This is a genomic window from Mycobacterium sp. MS1601, from assembly GCF_001984215.1.
Taxonomy (GTDB): domain Bacteria; phylum Actinomycetota; class Actinomycetes; order Mycobacteriales; family Mycobacteriaceae; genus Mycobacterium.
The window spans coordinates 1,035,250-1,050,326 of the sequence record NZ_CP019420.1 but is presented as its reverse complement, the minus strand read 5'-3'; the positions used below and the strand labels follow the sequence as shown (position 1 = coordinate 1,050,326).

The following is a 15,077-nucleotide window of genomic DNA, read 5'->3' as shown; positions in this document are numbered from 1 at the left end:
CGAGGCGGGTGGGCATGCGGATAGGTGAGTTGTCGGCACGGACCGGGGTGAGCACGCGGCTGCTGCGGTACTACGAACAGCAGGGCCTGCTGTCGGCGGCACGCGATGCCAATGACTACCGCAGCTACGCCGACGATGCCGTGCTGCGGGTGCGCCAGATCCGGACACTGCTCGCGGCGGGGCTGCCGACGGCAGTGATCGTTGACGCATTGCGGTGCGCCAGTGGCGAGGATGCGCACCTGGAGTTGTGCCCGCAGCTGGCGCAGCAACTGCATCGCCGGCTCTCCGGGATCGACGCACAGATCGGCGACCTGCAGCAGCAGCGGACGCGGTTGTCGGAGTACCTCAGCGGTTAGAACCCGCTGCCATGCACCTCGTGGCCGGGCTTCTCGGCGATCAGGCCGTGGTAGGCCTGATCCACCGTGGACCCGTGATTGATCACCCCGTCCACTTCGCGGGCGATCGGCATGGGAATGCCGTACTTGTCGGCGAACTCCATGATGACGCTGGCGGCCTTCACGCCCTCGGCCACCTGATTCATCGAGGAGATGATCTCGCTGAGGGGCTTACCCGAGCCCAGTTGCTCGCCGACGTGCCGGTTGCGGCTGCGCTGCGAGGTGCAGGTGACGATGAGGTCGCCCATGCCCGCCAGTCCGGCGAAGGTGTCGCGCTGCCCACCGAGTGCCACACCCAGCTTGGACATCTCGGCGACGGCTCGTGCCATCACCATGGCCCTGGTGTTCTCGCCGATGCCCAGTGAGTACCCCATGCCCACGGCGATGGCGTAGACGTTCTTCAACGCCCCGGCCATCTCCACCCCGCAGACGTCATCGGTGGTGTAGGTGCGGAACCGCTTGGTGCGGAACAGGTTGGCCAGGTTGGCGGCCAGATGCTGGTCTGGCATGGCCAGCACCGCGGCGGCGGCGTAACCGTCGGCCACCTCGCGGGCGATGTTGGGGCCGGCCAGGATGCCCGCGGGGTGTCCGGGCAGCACCTCATCAACGATCTGGCTCATCCGCAGGTTGGTGCCCTGCTCCAGACCTTTGACCAGCGACACCACCGGCACCCATGGTCGGAGCTCGCGGGCTAGTTCGGTGAGCACACCACGGAATCCGTGTGAGGGCACGCCCATGACGATGACGTCGGCGCAGTTGGCGGCTTCGGAGAAGTCGGTGGTGGCGCGCAGCGACTCGGGCAACAGGGTGTCGTTGCCCAGGTACCGCGAGTTGCGATGGTTGTCGTTGATGTCGGCGGCGGTCTCCTCGGCACGAACCCACTGCAGCGTCGGGCCCCGTCGGGCGCAGATGGACGCGACGGTGGTTCCCCAGGAACCACCACCGAGTACGACGACCTTGGGTTCGCGCTGAGCTGGAGGCATGGCGATCAGAGTATTGGGAGGGTGCCGACCAGACGGGCGGATTGGTCGACAGTCTTCCCCGGTATCCGCGGGGTCAGGACGCCTTGCGCATGGTGACCGCGCCGATACCCGCGGCGCTCAGGCAGGCGGCGGCCACGGCCACGGCGAACCACGGGAACACGGTCGCCAGCCCCCAGTGGGTGGCGGCCCAGCCGGCGACGATGGTGGGGAGGGCCATCGCGGTGTAGGCCAGCAGATAGAACGCCGACATGGTCTCGCCACGCTGGTCGGCGGGCACCACCTTCGACAGGTGACGCAGCGAGCCGCCGAATCCGAGGCCGAAGGTGGCCCCCAACAACGCCGCCGCGGCGAACACCAGCGGCCATGAGTGCAGTCCCAGCACCGGGATGGTCACCACCAGCGACACCGCCATACCGACGTCGCCGATGATCGCGGCACGGTGCGCAGGCACCTTGGTGGCGGCCAGCTGGGCCAGCGCCGCGGAGAACGCAGTGATGCCCACGACGCCGCCGGCGAACAGCAGGTTGTCGATGTGCGTTTGATGGGCCGCCAGTGACGGATACAGCGACAGCAGCACGCCCAGCACGGACCAGGACGCCATGGCGCCCAGTGCGGCGAACCAGAAGTCCGGCCTGATCGACTGTGGCACAGAGGGTTTCGAGATCCGGATGGGGCCGCTGGAACGGCTGGTGTGGGTTTCGCGCAGGGTCAACACGCCCACGCCCATGACTGCGCAGATCACCGCAACCACCGCGTAGGGGGTACGCAGCGGATGCGGCGCGTACTGGGCCAGCACCGAGGAGGCGACGATGGCGACGGCGATGCCGATGTTGAAGCTGATGCCGCTGTGCTGGCCGGAGCGCATCCCGTGGTGCGGGCGCAGATCCAGCAGGGCGGCGGCGGCTGCCACCACGATCGAGCCGACCGCGGCACCGTGCACGGCGCGGGCGACCAGTAACAGCACGATGTCCTCGGCCATCAAGAAGAGCACCAGGCCGACGATCAGCGCCACGAGTGCACTCAGCAGAACGGGCTTGCGGCCCACCACGTCGGAGATCCGGCCCGAGACCAGCACCGCGGCGAGCGCGGCGAAGGCATACACCGCGAAGACGATGGTGGTGGCCAGCGGTGTCAGATGCCAGGTGGACTCGTAGATGCCGTACAGCGGCGCCGGCAGGCCCGAAACGCCCAGTGCCACACCGCAGAGCACCAGCAGAAGGGGATAGGCCCAACGCTGCGTTCCAGTCCCCGCGATCGGGTCGGTCGAAGCGAGCGTCATCGTCCCTCCTTGAGGTAAGTTTGATGAATGTCGAACCGAGCCGACTTTACGCCTGGTTTGATGAGCATCAAACTTGTTTTCGAGTGACGAGGAGCACAGCCATGGAGACGCAGACGCAGACGCAAGTCGCGCCCGTGCACCAGGTACTCGCCGCTCTGCAGGACCCGGTGCGCCTGGAGATGGTGCGCCGACTGCGTAACGCGGGCACGCCCGTCAAGTGTCAACTGCTCTACGACGGCATCAACAAGTCCACCGCGACGCACCACTTCAAGATCCTGCGCGAAGCCGGGTTGACCGAGCGGGTGATCGCAGACGGCCAGACCCATCAACGGCTGCGCGACGCCGATGTGGACGCAGCGATACCGGGATTGTTGGAAGCTGTTGTGGGAAGCGCGAATCGCGCTGCCGACAGCACCCGCTGACAGGTGGGCCACGGGCGCCGCGCCGGGCTGCCCGTGTCGGCGCATTTAGTTTGCCGAGTCCGTCGGCTCAGCCCGCAGATCGGTACCGCGCAGCCGCTGTCGACACGGGAAATTGTGCGCCGCGAAGGCGCAGATTCAGCAAACATGCCGTGCACCTGCGGATTTTCGCTGATTTTTCCGTTCACGTAGCCGTTGCGGGGAAAGTGTGCGAAAGCAAACTTCGTCGCGTAATCTACGATTCGTTCAGTCGCGGGGGTTGCTCGAGAGAGTGGCAATATGCGGACGAATGGCGACACATGCCAGAGAGGCCATGAGGCCATGTCCGGCATCGGTCCTGTGATGTCGGACGGTCTCGGTGTCGCGTCAACGCAGACGAGTGCGGGTGGCACAGATGTCACCATGGTTCACCACGTCGCGGTGGTTGCGGCGACGGTCATCGACCGGTGCCGGTGGCAGCCGATGTCGTCGAGGGGTCGACATACTTCGCTGTCGCCGTGCCCGGCGCGGTGTCCGACGCCGCAACCACCGATTGTCAGGCGATTGCAGTTGCTTTCGCGTCGGTCCTGAGGGGCCGCACGTCCGCCGACCGGCCGAACACCATGTCCTCGTCGATGTGATCGAAGTGGTGGTCGATGGCGTCGGCGAAGAAGTTCTGCCGCACATTCCACGGCCGCCTGGTCCCTGACTTGGGCAGCGCATGCGGGTTGCGCAGCACGTAGTTGGCCTTGATGTCCCACGCCAGCTTCTCCGGCATCGTCTGATCCCCGAGGTGCGGGTACGCGTGGGTATAACCACGAGTCCTCATGTAGGCCAACAGTTTGGCCACCGAGCGGGCCGTCATGTCGGCGCGCAGTGTCCAGGACGCATTGGTGTACCCGACGCACCACGCGAGGTTCGGAACGTCCTCGAGAAGGTGTGCCTTGTAGACGAATCGGTCCTGCGGCTCGATGGCTACCCCGTCGATGCTGAGGTTCACGCCGCCGAGTGCCAGCAACTCCAGACCGGTCGCGGTGACGATGATGTCGGCGTCCAGGTGGGTGCCGGACTCCAGAGTGATCCCGGTGGCGTCGACGTGGTGGATGCGGTCGGTCACGATGTCGGCGCGGCCGGCGCTGATCGCCCGGTACAGGTCGCCGTCCGGTACTGCGCACAGACGCTGGTCCCAGGGGGCATACCGCGGCTTGAAATGGACGTCCACCGGATATCCCGGTGGCAGTTTCGACATGGCCTGCTTGCGGATGAACCACTTCATGAATCTCGGTGCCTTGCGTGCCCAGAGCCAGATCAATCCCTCGAACAACGCTGCGTACCACTTGGCAAATCCATGAGAAACCCTGCGTGAGGCGAACTTTCGCACCACGTCGGTCACCGGGTTGACGCTGGAGCCGCTGAGCACGTAGCTGGGGGAGCGCTGCAGCATGGTGACCTTGGCGGCGTTCTCCGTCAGCGCCGGAATCAGCGAGATGGCCGTGGCGCCGCTGCCGATCACCACCACCGACCTGTCGGTGTAATCGAGGTCCTGCGGCCAGAACTGGGGGTGTACCACCGGGCCGGCGAACTGCTCCAGGCCGGGCAGGTCCGGCGTGTAGGCGTGGTCGTAGTTGTAGTAGCCGCTGCCGAAGAACACGAAGTGTGTGCGGTAGGTCTTCGGCCGGCCGTCGACGTCGGCGTGCACCGTCCAGGTGTCCGTCGCGGAATCCCAGTCAGCAGACCGGACGCGGCTGCGGTAGCAAATGTGTTTGTCGATGCCATGCGTGCGTGCGGCGTCGGCAATGTAGTCGCGGATGTGGTCGCCGCCGGCCATGCCCTCACGCCGGGTCCACGGCGCCCACGGGAAGCTCAAGGTGAAGATGCTGCTGTCGCTGCGGACACCCGGGTACCGGAACAGGTCCCAGGTGCCGCCCAGCTGATCGCGCTGTTCGAGGATGACGTAGCTGAGGCCGGGGTTGCGTTCGGCGATGCGGTAGGCCGCGCCGATTCCGGAGAATCCGGCGCCGATGATGACGACGTCGACGGATTCGGTGTTGTGGTCCTCGACTGAGTTCAGCTGCGGTGTGGTCACGTGAGGAATCCCCTGCTTACCCGACGATGTGGCATTGGTCACCCAAGGGTAGGCATCCACCAGTTGCTTGAGCCAGCCCCGTCGGTGTTCGAGGGCGGGGCCGTTGTCGCCGGCGGCCTCTCTTGACCGGACAGGGTGCATTCATGTGCTATGCAAATGGGATGCGATTCTCAGGCTGGTGTACGACGTGACCGCTGAGATCACCGCTCCGGCGCTGCCGCCTCGTAGTGCCCTGCGGCTGCTCATGGATCCCGCGTTCGGCGCGCTCTTCTGGGGAAAGCTGCTCAGTGCCGCCGGCGTGTGGACCCACAATCTCGTAGCCGCGGTGGTGGTGTTCGAGGCCACCGGCTCGGCGTTGATGGTCGGGCTTCTCGGAGTGGCGATGTTCGTGCCGCAGCTGGTGTTGAATCCGCTGGCCGGGAAGTGGGCGGACCGGGGCAATCCGATCCGGCAGGTGATGATCGGTCGTGTTGTGTGCCTGGTGGGCTCCGGCTCGTTGGCCATCTGGTCGGTGGTGGCCGCCGACCCGCAGGGCATGGCCGCTGCGCTGCCGATCATCGCGGCTTCGGCTGTGGTGGGGATAGGTTTTGTGGTCGGTGGCCCGGCCATGCAGTCGCTGGTGCCGTCACTGTTGCGCCCTGGCGAGCTGTCCATCGGCATGAACCTCAACACCGTCCCGTTGACCCTGGCCCGCATCGGCGGCCCCGTCCTCGGGGCGTTCGCCCTGGCGCACCTGGGGCCGACGGCGGCCTTCGCGGCCAGCGCCGTCACCCACCTTCTCTTCATCGTGATGCTGCTGGCGGTGACGTTTCCCCGGCCGAAGCAGCATGCCGCCGGCACCGACTATCGCGTCAGCGCCGCGCTGCGGTACGTGTGGGCGGACCGTCCGCTGTTCCTGATGCTGCTGGGGGTCAGCATCGTCGGCTTCGCCTCGGATCCCTCGATGACGTTGGCGCCGTCGATGGCTGCCGAACTGGGCGGTGGTGCCAGCCTTGTCGGTTATCTGTCGGCGTCGTTCGGCGTGGGGGCGGCGGTGGGCCTGGTGGCGCAGGCACTGTTGAGTGCGCGGGTGTCGGCTGGGGTCACCGCGTCCGCGGGGCTGTGGCTCATGGTGCTGGGGACCGCAGGCGTGGCGCTCAGTCCGTGGACCGCGGCGGTGCTGGCATCCTTCGCGGTGGCCGGCACCGGATTCTCCTGGGGAATGACCGGTCTGAGCACCCTGGTGCAGTCGCGGGCCCCCGATGAGTTCCGCGGCCGCATCATGTCGCTGTGGTTGGTCGGCTTCCTGGGCTCACGGCCCATCGCGGCGGCCGTGCTGGGGTCGACGGCCGATCTGGTGTCGGTGCGGGCGGCGTTCCTGGTTGCCGCGGTGATCAGCGCTGTCGTGGCGCTGCTGTGCCGGGCCCGGGTACTGAACCGGCCGGGCCCGGTCGAGCTCCGCTTCTAGCGCCAATCAGCGGTAGTTCACGAACTGCAGCGCCACATCCAGGTCGGAGCCTTTCAGCAGGGCGATGACGGCCTGCAGGTCATCGCGCTTTTTGGAGCTGACGCGGATCTCCTCACCCTGGATCTGTGCCTTGACGCCCTTGGGGCCTGCGTCGCGGATGATCTTGGTGATCTTCTTGGCTTCCTCGCTGCTGATGCCCTGCTTGAGGTTGCCGGTGACTCTGAAGGTCTTTCCGCTGGGTTGTGGGTCGCCGGCGTCGAACGCCTTCATCGAGATGTCGCGGCGGACCAGCTTCTCCTTGAAGACGTCGACGGCCGCCTTGAGGCGCTCCTCGGTGGAGCTCACGAGTTCGATGGTCTCGTCGCCCTTCCAGGCGATGGTGGTGTCGGTGCCGCGGAAGTCGAAGCGGGTGGCCAGTTCTTTGGCGGCTTGATTCAGGGCGTTGTCGACCTCCTGACGGTCGACCTTGCTCACTACGTCAAACGATGAATCCGCCATTGGACACGTCCCCTCTGTTTAGCCGTTTTCGTGTTCAGTACATCCTCGTTGTACCCTGCTACTCGCACCAAACCCGGCAGGTTGCCCGAGCGGCCAATGGGAGCGGACTGTAAATCCGTCGGCTAACGCCTACACAGGTTCGAATCCTGTACCTGCCACGTGCATCGCTGCAGGTCAGCGGTGGTTTTTGAACGAAACCGCCGCTGGCCTGCAACTAACGTGCGATCTGCCTCCGCAACCTGCCCTTCTTTCGGGTTTGCTCACACCTTTCAGTCGTGCGTGGGATGTTCCCTCAGTGCTGCACCAAGTCTGCGATAGCATCCTGCCGGTCGAACTGTGAGAGTTCAGGGGGCGGGGCGCGCGTGCAGCACACATTCGGTGAGTGGTACGAACCAAGTGAATCGACGCTTAAGCACATGCTTGAGGCGGGAACGATCGCGCTCGATGCCAATGTCCTTCTCGATCTCTATCGAACAGGGACAAACCAGCGCACCCAGATCCTGAGTGTTTTCGAACGACCGGAAGTCCGATCGCGCGTTTGGATTCCATATCAGGTCGGGCTTGAGTTTCAGCGAAATCGACTTGAGGTCGCAAGGCAGCATCAACCGCAGTACGAGAAGATTCGTCTGGAGCTTGAAAAGCTCAAGACGTCGCTAAACGGAGTTGTATCTGGAATCAGAGATGCCGAGATCCAGAAGTCAATTCGAGGTGTTGTCGACGAGAAGCTAACCGAGGCTGCGGAATCTATTGCTAGTCACCTTAATGAACAAGAGAAACAACACGTTATCTCGTATGACGAGATTCGAACTGGCGACCCGCTCAGGATCAGGTTAGATGGCATTCTTTCATCTGCAACGCAGATCGGACCGAAGCCCGAAGCCTCCACTATTGAGGACAGGAAAAAGAAGGCCGCCGATCGTTACGAGCGTGAAGTTCCGCCCGGTTACCGAGACGCGAACAAATCTGACAATGGCGACGGAGATCTTCTAGTATGGTTCGAGATTCTCGACCATGCGGAGAAGATCGATCGACCCGTCCTGTTTGTCACATCTGATGTGAAGAGTGATTGGTATCGAAGAGAGGCGGGCGATACGCTTGGACCTCGACCGGAACTGCGCGCAGAGTTCGCCACTCGATCAAAGTATCCTTATCATCAGGTTCGGCTGTCGACTTTCCTCCACCTTTCCAATAAGTATCTTGATGCGGGTGTAAGTGGAGAGACCATTGATAGCGTCGAAGCGCTCGCCGAAGATCGTCGAGTTGCCTATAGAAACAACCGTGTTAAGAATCTGCGACGCCGGTTAAACCAAGAATCGACAAAGCTTAGGTTGAAAAACGCACTCAATCGGTATGAGCCTGGGACATCGAGCTATGCCAGCCTAAGCGCAGCTCTTGGCATGATTGAGGGAGAACGCGAGTTCAGTGCCAATCTCGCCGGTCACGCTCTAAGACTGCTGGATAAGGCAACAGAAGAATCTAGCTCGAACGTCGAAATTGATGCTATAGAAGACACCGGCCTCATTTCGGAGCGGATTCGGCATTATAGGACACGGCTCGATGCTCTAGACCACGAAGAAAAAATCGCCCTGAATGAGCTAGCTGCTACTTTGGACCCGCAACAACTCTTGGATTTTCTGAAAAATTTCGCAGCTGTTCGACAACATAGCCCAGATTTGAAGCTTCGATATTCCGACGCCGACGGATTTAGAATAATGGACGGCACAAAGCCCGTTATCTGACTCGGCGCACTGCCCCGGATCGCTCGTCCTCACCGACGCACCCGGCGCGCGGCTTTGACCTGTTGGCGGTAACCGCTGGTGAGTGCTCTCGCTTCGGCGCGCGCCGACCTTGCATCGAACGTTGACGCACCGATCGCCGAAGTCGGGAACGCCGACGCGCGCAGACTGCGGAGCTTGGCGTGATCGGCCTTCGCCCGCGCCACGTAGGCGCGTTCGATGCGTCGGCGCGCTGGCGCGGTGCGAGTCCGGCTCGACGGTCGGGACTGGCTCACAACGGCGACGGTGGCGACGGCGGCAGAGCCCGCCACGGCGGCAGTTTTCACACCGGCACGAGTAACCCGGCGTGCCCGTTGTCGGCGCAATGCGGCGACTCGTGCCGGGTCAACGCCAGACGGGCGCTTGATGTTGCGACCTTCGATCCACCGCGTGCCGTAGCTTTCGACGGTTTCACCGCGCACGGCAGCTTTGGCCTGGCGCTCAACCGGCGATGTCCACTTGGTGCCGTTGTAGTCGGCAAGCTGGATCATTTCGCGTTCTCGCGCAAGCCAGCCTTCGGCCATCAGTTTGGTGTCGAACGGGCGCGGTGCTTTGTACCGCCGCAGATCCGGCCCGACAAAACTCGCCTGAAATCGTCCTGAATCGAGTTTGCGGATATGTCCCCAACGTCGCTGTCCGGTCTTCGCTGCCATGTCTGCCAATCTCTGCGCTTCGACCAAATCGACGTAGGATCGGCGTGTGCATTTGGTCGGTTTGAATTCCTGGTGCGGATTCAGTCAGATTTGCCAGAAATAGCCTCTGGCCTGCGATGAACCTGCGATGCCAACCTACCCCAACGTGGCGAAATGCGCGAAGGTTCTCGCTGATTCGGCCCGCCAGGGGAGCGCTGCTCGGCTGGTCAGGCGATTGTCGCTGGTCAGCAGCAAACGCGGCGCGTAGGTGTTTGCTGGTTCGAATCCTGTACCTGCCACACACATCAGGCCCCTTTCGAGGGGGCCTGAGTGCGTTGGAGACCCGCGGGGCAGCGCGGGGCAGGGTGAAGCCGGCGAAACTTCGAGTCAGACGGCTGATGTGGGAACTGATCTCTCCAGGGTGATCGACATCACGGCGGGATCGAGTATCTCGACGTGTGTTGCAAGCGACGATTCCGTGGTGGATTCGGGCGGATGGTTCGCAGGATCCTCTCGGAGCGCGTAGACCACAGCGGCTATGGTGATGGCGGCCAGAATCGCCACAATCACAAACTTCACCGCTGGATGAGTGAAAGCCTGTGCGTCCTGAACCCGGTGCCGAACCTTGCGTCGCAGTGAGCGCCAGCGTTTTTGAAGCAAAGAATCCACCATGGGGCCCCCGAGCCTTGGTTGGAGTTGCTGTGACAGATTGCCGCCATGGCAATCGCGTTGATCGCGTACGGATCTGACGAAAGAGTAGCCGATTGCATAACGTCGGCAAATGCCTCCGCGAAAGTGGGCTGCATCACATGCTTAGCTGCATGCGGACGCAGCCCATCCGCGGGGCCGTCGAAAAGCCCTCTGGCGCAAGAGGTTCGAAAGCCGTACTACTTGCAGGCGTCGGCGACCATCGGGTCATAGATGTTGCGGGCGGCGTCGAATTCACGGACCACGTTGAAATCCACTTCCCTGGTGGCGCTGATGGTGGTTCCCGCCTTGGGCGTCTGACCGCACACCAGCCAGTCGGTGAGGCTCAGCTGCTGCTGCGCCATGCCGGTGATGTTGTGCGATTCGAGGTCAAGGGGCATGCCCTGGGCTGCGGCAGTCACCGCATCCTCGGCCTCCTGCAGGTTCATGCCTTTGATGGACGGCATCGTGAAACTCTGTGCGGCCTGGGCGGGGCCGGCCAACCCGATGGTGGCGGGCAGCAAAGCCATGGCGGTGGCGGCAATAACGAGATGCTTCTTCATGAGGTTGGCCTTCGCTGGTCCGGACCGATGCGGTGATGCCGCACAGATCGAGAAAGGGTGTGGTAGCAGCGCTGTCAAACAGGCGATGCCGAACAGGTGTGGTGACTCTCTGCTGCGTTCGCGGAGGCGCTACGGCGTCGTAGCTTCAGCGATGGGCAAAGACTGCCTTGGCTGTACCTGTGAGAGCCAGACTCGGTCGCTGTGAACGTTCTGTCCGGTGACTGTGAAGGCAAAAATCGGGAATACAGCAGGCTCGCAGCAACTACACAGCAGCAAAAAGCCACGAACCGCTGCCCGCCTTGCGGCGGACAGCGGTTCGCAGAGTGTGAAGAATCGAGACGGTTAGTTCAGCACCCGTTCCACGGCCGTTCGACCTGAAGGGTGAGGGTGGTTCTGGCTGTGATGTTTCGTCCCGCTGCCGGGGACTGCCGGCACACCACCCAGCTACCCGGGCTGAGAATCTGGATCGGCTCTCCGCCTCGAACCACTGGATTGATCCGGAACTTGGTGGTGGGGGACAGTGAGGTGATGGCCTCGGTGGCTTTGGTCAACGTGATGCCCCTGACCGACGGCATCGTAAAGCGCGTGGGTGAAGTGGTGGTGGTGGTGGCTGTGGGCGCGGACGGTGCAGGTTCAGCAGCTGCCACGCCCGCCGCGCCCAACTGCACGGGCATCAGCAATGAGGCTGCGGCGACAAGAACGGCGGCACTCTTCTTCAACGGTGATCCCTCCCTGGAGTCCGAACCAACGTAGCCCACGGGCTGCGTCAGTACGATTTGCACAGCCTGCCGAGACCAGACTGTTACCAAAACACCTCGAACACCTATGGATTCGCGTCACAGCGTCTCCGCGGTCACACCGACGGCGCCACTCGCACGGTGTTCAGTGCGGCCACGGCGGCCTCACACGCGGCGGCGAAGGACAACACCGCGAGATCACCCGACCACGGCCCGACGATCTGCATACCGACCGGCATGCCTGCGGCTGACAGGCCAAGGGGCACCGAGATTGCCGGCTGACCTGAGATGTTGAACGGGTAGGTGTAAGGCGTCCAGGTGGACCAGGGCAGGGGAGCGTCGAGCTGCCCGCCTTCGGGCACCTCGGCGTCGGCTGCGAAGGCCGTCAGCGGCATGGTCGGCATGAGCAGTAGATCCCACTGGTCGAACAACGAGAAGGCCCATTCATTGAAGGCCCTGCGCTGCTGCATGATTGCGAAGAAGTGTGTCAGCGAATAATCGGAGGCCAGGTCGTTCAGCCGGGCCAGGGCCGGGTCCATGACGTTGCGGTGGGTGCGGATGGTGTCGGCGAAGCCGAGCCCACGACCTGTCAGCCAGAGGGCGTCGAAGATGTCCCGGGGTGCGGGTCGGTCGAGTGAGACCTCGCCCATCTGGGCTATGCCCGCGTCAGAGAGCGCCGCCAAGGCCGACTCGAAGACGTCTGCGACCTCGCCGTCCGGGGTGATGCCGAACGGCTTGCGTACCAACCCGACTCGGAGAGATCCTGGCCGCACGGGCAGGGCTGTGGAGTAGGAGGACTGCGGGTCACGGGCGTCCGCTCCACGGGTGAGCTCGAAGACCGCGAGGGCATCTTCGACGGTGCGCGTCAATGGACCTGCGTGCGAGAGGTTTTCGTTGACAGTGCCGGGCCACACCGGGATGGCGCCCAAGGTTGGCTTGAATCCGACGGTGCCGCAGAAAGACGCGGGGATGCGGATGGATCCGCCGGCGTCGGTTCCGGTGGCGATGGGTACCGCTCCAGAGGCCACGGTGGCACCTGAGCCGGCGCTCGAGCCGCCGGTGTTGCGGTCGGTGTTCCACGGGTTGCGCGTGACGCCGGTGCGGGGAGAGTTGCCGACGGCCTTCCAACCGAACTCGGGAGTGGTGGTGCGGCCGATGATCACCGAACCGGCGTCCTCGAGTCGGGCCACCATGGGCGACGAGACCGGTGCGGGTTCGTCGGATGTGGTCAACGATCCTTTCCAGCAGGGTTCGCCGACGATGTACATGTTGTCTTTGGCTGCGATCGGGACACCGTGCAGCACGCTGCGCACCCGCCCGTCGCGAACCTCGGCTTCGCGTTGCGCCGCCACGGCAAGCGCCCGATCCGGCATCAGTGCGGCATAGGCGTTGAGTCGCGATTCTTCGCGCTCGGCAATGGTCAGAGCGCATTCGGTGAGGTGCACCGGCGACAGTTCGCCGGCGGCGACCCGGCGTCCCAGCGACACCCCGCTGGACGCGGTGTACTCATCCAGGCTGATCTCGGTGAAGGTCATCGCGCCGCCACCGTTCGCCACGCATCGCAGAAGGCATCTGCCCACGCCGGTGGCACCGATGTGCTGACCTTGACGAACCGATCCCCGTACAGCGGTGACTGGTAGGTACCGGGCCGGATGAAAACACCTTTCCTGGAGAGGATCTCTTTGCACAGCTCATCCGATGTCCACCCGCTCTGGCTGATGTCGACGGCCAGGAAGTTGCCTTGGGATCGTGGCACCACCACCGAGCCCACCCCGGAGTCGGCGACCATCTCTTCGATGGTGTCGAGATTGCGGCGGTTGACCTGACGTAACTGTGCCAACCAGCGGTCCCGGACACGCAGTCCTGCAATGGCTGCCCGCTGTGCCTGGATACCGGCACCCAGAGGATTCGCCGGAACGGCCATCACCTCAGCCAGGAGTTGGGGCGCCGCCACCACCGCACCGACACGAAGTCCAGCCAGTCCTAACCACTTCGAGAAGCTGTACGTGGTGAACGTGCGCTCCGGGTATAACGTCGCGGCCAAGGTGTGCGCGTCGGCGAAGTGACGGTAGGTGGCGTCGTGAATCAGATAGGAGCCCGACTCCCGGGCCACCTCGACGATGTCGGCGAGCTCGTCGGCAGAGTAGGAACTACCCAGCGGGTTGAGCGGGTCGATCAGGTAGATCAGCGAGCGGGGTTCGATCACGGCTGCTATCTGCGCGGCAGACAACAGCCCCCGGGGTTGCTCGAACACCGCAAGGGTGGTGACCGGTACCCCGCCGAGGCCCACGAATCGGGCCGGCCACGGCCATCCCGGGTCACTGGTGATCAGCCGTGAGATGCGCGGCGCCAACGTCATACACAGGTGGTGCAGTCCGGCCACCGCGCCGTCGAGCACCCAGGCGTCGAAACCGGGCAACCCCAGGTCCGCGACGATGAGTTCACGCAGTTCGGTGAATCCCGCCGAGGGGGCGTACACCTGGAACTCGTGTTTGCGGGTGCTTTCGGTCAGGGCGGCCAGTACCTCCGGTGCGGGGTCCAGGTGAGTGGTGTTCTGGCCCATCCAGATCACGTCGTCTCGGCTGAGCAACTCCTCGAATGACGGCAGTACCGGGCTGGTCATGTCACGACCCTTCCTTCCACGACTCGGGGCTTTCCATCGAAATAGACGGTGGCGCTGCGCATCACGCAGTCAAGATGGGCGACGGCGTTCACGGTGCCGCCGTAGGCGATCGAATTGCCGAAGGCGATGTGTGCACTTCCGAGTGAGGACTCGGTCTCCATCGCCACTGCACACACGGAGCCCTGCGGATTGAGTCCGAGTGACACTTCGGCCAGGTTGGTCATCCGTGGGTCGGCGCAGCGCGCGATCATCTCGGTCAGTCGTTGCGCTTCGTCACCTTCGGTGCCGATCAACTGTCCGTCGCGCAGGTGCAACACCGAGGTGGCGGCGCTGGGGCCGGGGCCCATGAACAGGTAGTCGGCGTCGATCACCACGATTCCGGATGACGAGGACTCCACCGGAGCGGTGCCGGACTCGATGTCCGGTGGCGCCATATAGGTCCCTGGATCACGGGCGATACCGGTGAGTGAACGACCTTTTCGGCCTCTGATCGACCCGGTGAGATCGGTGCCCGCGGGTGTGGTGATGCGGTAGGTGTCGGCGGTGTCCCACAGCGCGGCGATGGTCCTGGTGGTGGCCGACAGCGCGTCGAAGTCGACGTCGTACGGCCCGCCGAGGCGGAAGGTCTGGGCCGTGACACCTGGCATGGCCAGGTAGCGGCGGCCCGCGTCGGTGGCGCGACGACGGGCTTGGTTGGAACCGATGAACACCGAGGTCAGCTCGATGCAGGCGTCGGCATCCAGCAGAGCCTGCGCAGCTTCGGGGGTCGGCTCCGAACCCGGGACGTCGTAGCGGGGCACGATCACCACCCGAGACCGGGCGTTGCGTTGATCCAGCCCGACCGCCAGTCCCGCGATCACCGCCGGGTCGGTGCCGTCGTCGATCAGCAACACCACGGTCTCGTCGCCGCGAACCCCCAGGCAGGTGTCGAGTACACGGGCGACGGTGTGATCGGGAAGGGCACGCATCCAGAT

16 protein-coding genes and 1 tRNA gene are annotated in these 15,077 nt (G+C 64.0%); 6 read left to right on the top strand and 11 right to left on the bottom strand.

The genetic code is table 11. From position 1 onward, the window contains the following. Positions 1-14 precede the first annotated feature (14 nt). Positions 15-356, top strand: coding sequence for a MerR family transcriptional regulator (locus tag BVC93_RS04990; RefSeq protein ID WP_083740802.1), 342 nt, complete (start codon positions 15-17; stop codon positions 354-356). Here the strand turns inward: BVC93_RS04990 and BVC93_RS04985 are convergent. Further along, entirely contained in the window at positions 353-1,378 is a 1,026-nt protein-coding gene (locus BVC93_RS04985; RefSeq protein WP_083736208.1) for an NAD(P)H-dependent glycerol-3-phosphate dehydrogenase, read from the bottom strand. The two genes, BVC93_RS04990 and BVC93_RS04985, sit on opposite strands and share 4 nt — an antisense overlap. Before the next feature lie 73 nt (positions 1,379-1,451). Further along, the gene (locus BVC93_RS04980) at positions 1,452-2,657 is read right to left on the bottom strand and encodes an MFS transporter (protein WP_083736207.1); all 1,206 of its coding nucleotides are present in this window, start codon (positions 2,655-2,657) and stop codon (positions 1,452-1,454) included. 101 nt (positions 2,658-2,758) lie between these two features. On the opposite strand from BVC93_RS04980, the gene BVC93_RS04975 reads away from it, so the two are divergent. Continuing rightward, a complete protein-coding gene (locus tag BVC93_RS04975; protein ID WP_083736206.1) occupies positions 2,759-3,079 on the top strand; it encodes an ArsR/SmtB family transcription factor in 321 nt (106 codons plus the stop codon). 532 nt (positions 3,080-3,611) lie between these two features. Here the strand turns inward: BVC93_RS04975 and BVC93_RS04970 are convergent. After that, on the bottom strand, positions 3,612-5,141 hold the full coding sequence (locus BVC93_RS04970; protein ID WP_236950249.1) for a flavin-containing monooxygenase: 1,530 nt from the start codon (positions 5,139-5,141) through the stop codon (positions 3,612-3,614). Positions 5,142-5,328: 187 nt separating this feature from the next. Here BVC93_RS04970 and BVC93_RS04965 point away from each other — a divergent pair, with 187 nt between their 5' ends. Beyond that, positions 5,329-6,588 (top strand): MFS transporter, encoded by a 1,260-nt coding sequence (locus BVC93_RS04965; RefSeq protein WP_083740801.1) that lies wholly within the window; start codon positions 5,329-5,331, stop codon positions 6,586-6,588. A gap of 6 nt (positions 6,589-6,594) precedes the next feature. Here the strand turns inward: BVC93_RS04965 and BVC93_RS04960 are convergent, their stop codons facing one another. After that, positions 6,595-7,086, bottom strand: a complete 492-nt coding sequence (locus tag BVC93_RS04960; RefSeq protein ID WP_083736204.1) for a YajQ family cyclic di-GMP-binding protein — start codon at positions 7,084-7,086, stop codon at positions 6,595-6,597. Between the two features lie 75 nt (positions 7,087-7,161). Between BVC93_RS04960 and BVC93_RS04955 the strand changes: the two genes are divergently transcribed. Further along, positions 7,162-7,244 (top strand) — tRNA-Tyr (locus tag BVC93_RS04955). A gap of 204 nt (positions 7,245-7,448) precedes the next feature. Further along, positions 7,449-8,825 (top strand): PIN-like domain-containing protein, encoded by a 1,377-nt coding sequence (locus BVC93_RS32960; protein ID WP_192860201.1) that lies wholly within the window; start codon positions 7,449-7,451, stop codon positions 8,823-8,825. 29 nt (positions 8,826-8,854) lie between these two features. Here the strand turns inward: BVC93_RS32960 and BVC93_RS04950 are convergent, their stop codons facing one another. The 4 genes from BVC93_RS04950 to BVC93_RS34695 form a co-directional block, all read right to left on the bottom strand. Beyond that, entirely contained in the window at positions 8,855-9,541 is a 687-nt protein-coding gene (locus tag BVC93_RS04950; protein ID WP_206780394.1) for a hypothetical protein, read from the bottom strand. 339 nt (positions 9,542-9,880) lie between these two features. After that, complete coding sequence (locus BVC93_RS04945) at positions 9,881-10,072, bottom strand: hypothetical protein (RefSeq protein ID WP_157516777.1); 192 nt, start codon at positions 10,070-10,072, stop codon at positions 9,881-9,883. A 308-nt stretch (positions 10,073-10,380) separates the two neighbouring features. Beyond that, positions 10,381-10,743: a PASTA domain-containing protein gene (locus tag BVC93_RS04940; RefSeq protein WP_083736201.1), complete on the bottom strand. Its 363-nt coding sequence runs from the start codon at positions 10,741-10,743 to the stop codon at positions 10,381-10,383. Positions 10,744-11,090: 347 nt separating this feature from the next. Then, complete coding sequence (locus tag BVC93_RS34695) at positions 11,091-11,318, bottom strand: PASTA domain-containing protein (RefSeq protein WP_192860200.1); 228 nt, start codon at positions 11,316-11,318, stop codon at positions 11,091-11,093. On the opposite strand from BVC93_RS34695, the gene BVC93_RS33480 reads away from it, so the two are divergent. Beyond that, on the top strand, positions 11,272-11,496 hold the full coding sequence (locus tag BVC93_RS33480) for a hypothetical protein (protein WP_192860445.1): 225 nt from the start codon (positions 11,272-11,274) through the stop codon (positions 11,494-11,496). The genes BVC93_RS34695 and BVC93_RS33480 overlap by 47 nt on opposite strands. 100 nt (positions 11,497-11,596) lie before the next feature. Here BVC93_RS33480 and BVC93_RS04930 read toward each other — a convergent pair whose 3' ends face one another. The 3 genes from BVC93_RS04930 to BVC93_RS04920 are packed head-to-tail and all read right to left on the bottom strand — an operon-like array spanning position 11,597 to position 15,071. Further along, positions 11,597-13,015 carry an amidase gene (locus BVC93_RS04930; RefSeq protein ID WP_157516775.1) on the bottom strand — a complete coding sequence of 473 codons (1,419 nt, stop codon included), beginning with the start codon at positions 13,013-13,015 and terminating at the stop codon, positions 11,597-11,599. Continuing rightward, entirely contained in the window at positions 13,012-14,103 is a 1,092-nt protein-coding gene (locus BVC93_RS04925) for a pyridoxal phosphate-dependent aminotransferase (protein WP_083736198.1), read from the bottom strand. The genes BVC93_RS04930 and BVC93_RS04925 overlap by 4 nt, the downstream gene beginning before the upstream one ends. Further along, positions 14,100-15,071, bottom strand: coding sequence for a hypothetical protein (locus BVC93_RS04920; protein WP_083736197.1), 972 nt, complete (start codon positions 15,069-15,071; stop codon positions 14,100-14,102). The genes BVC93_RS04925 and BVC93_RS04920 overlap by 4 nt, the downstream gene beginning before the upstream one ends. Positions 15,072-15,077: the final 6 nt, after the last annotated feature.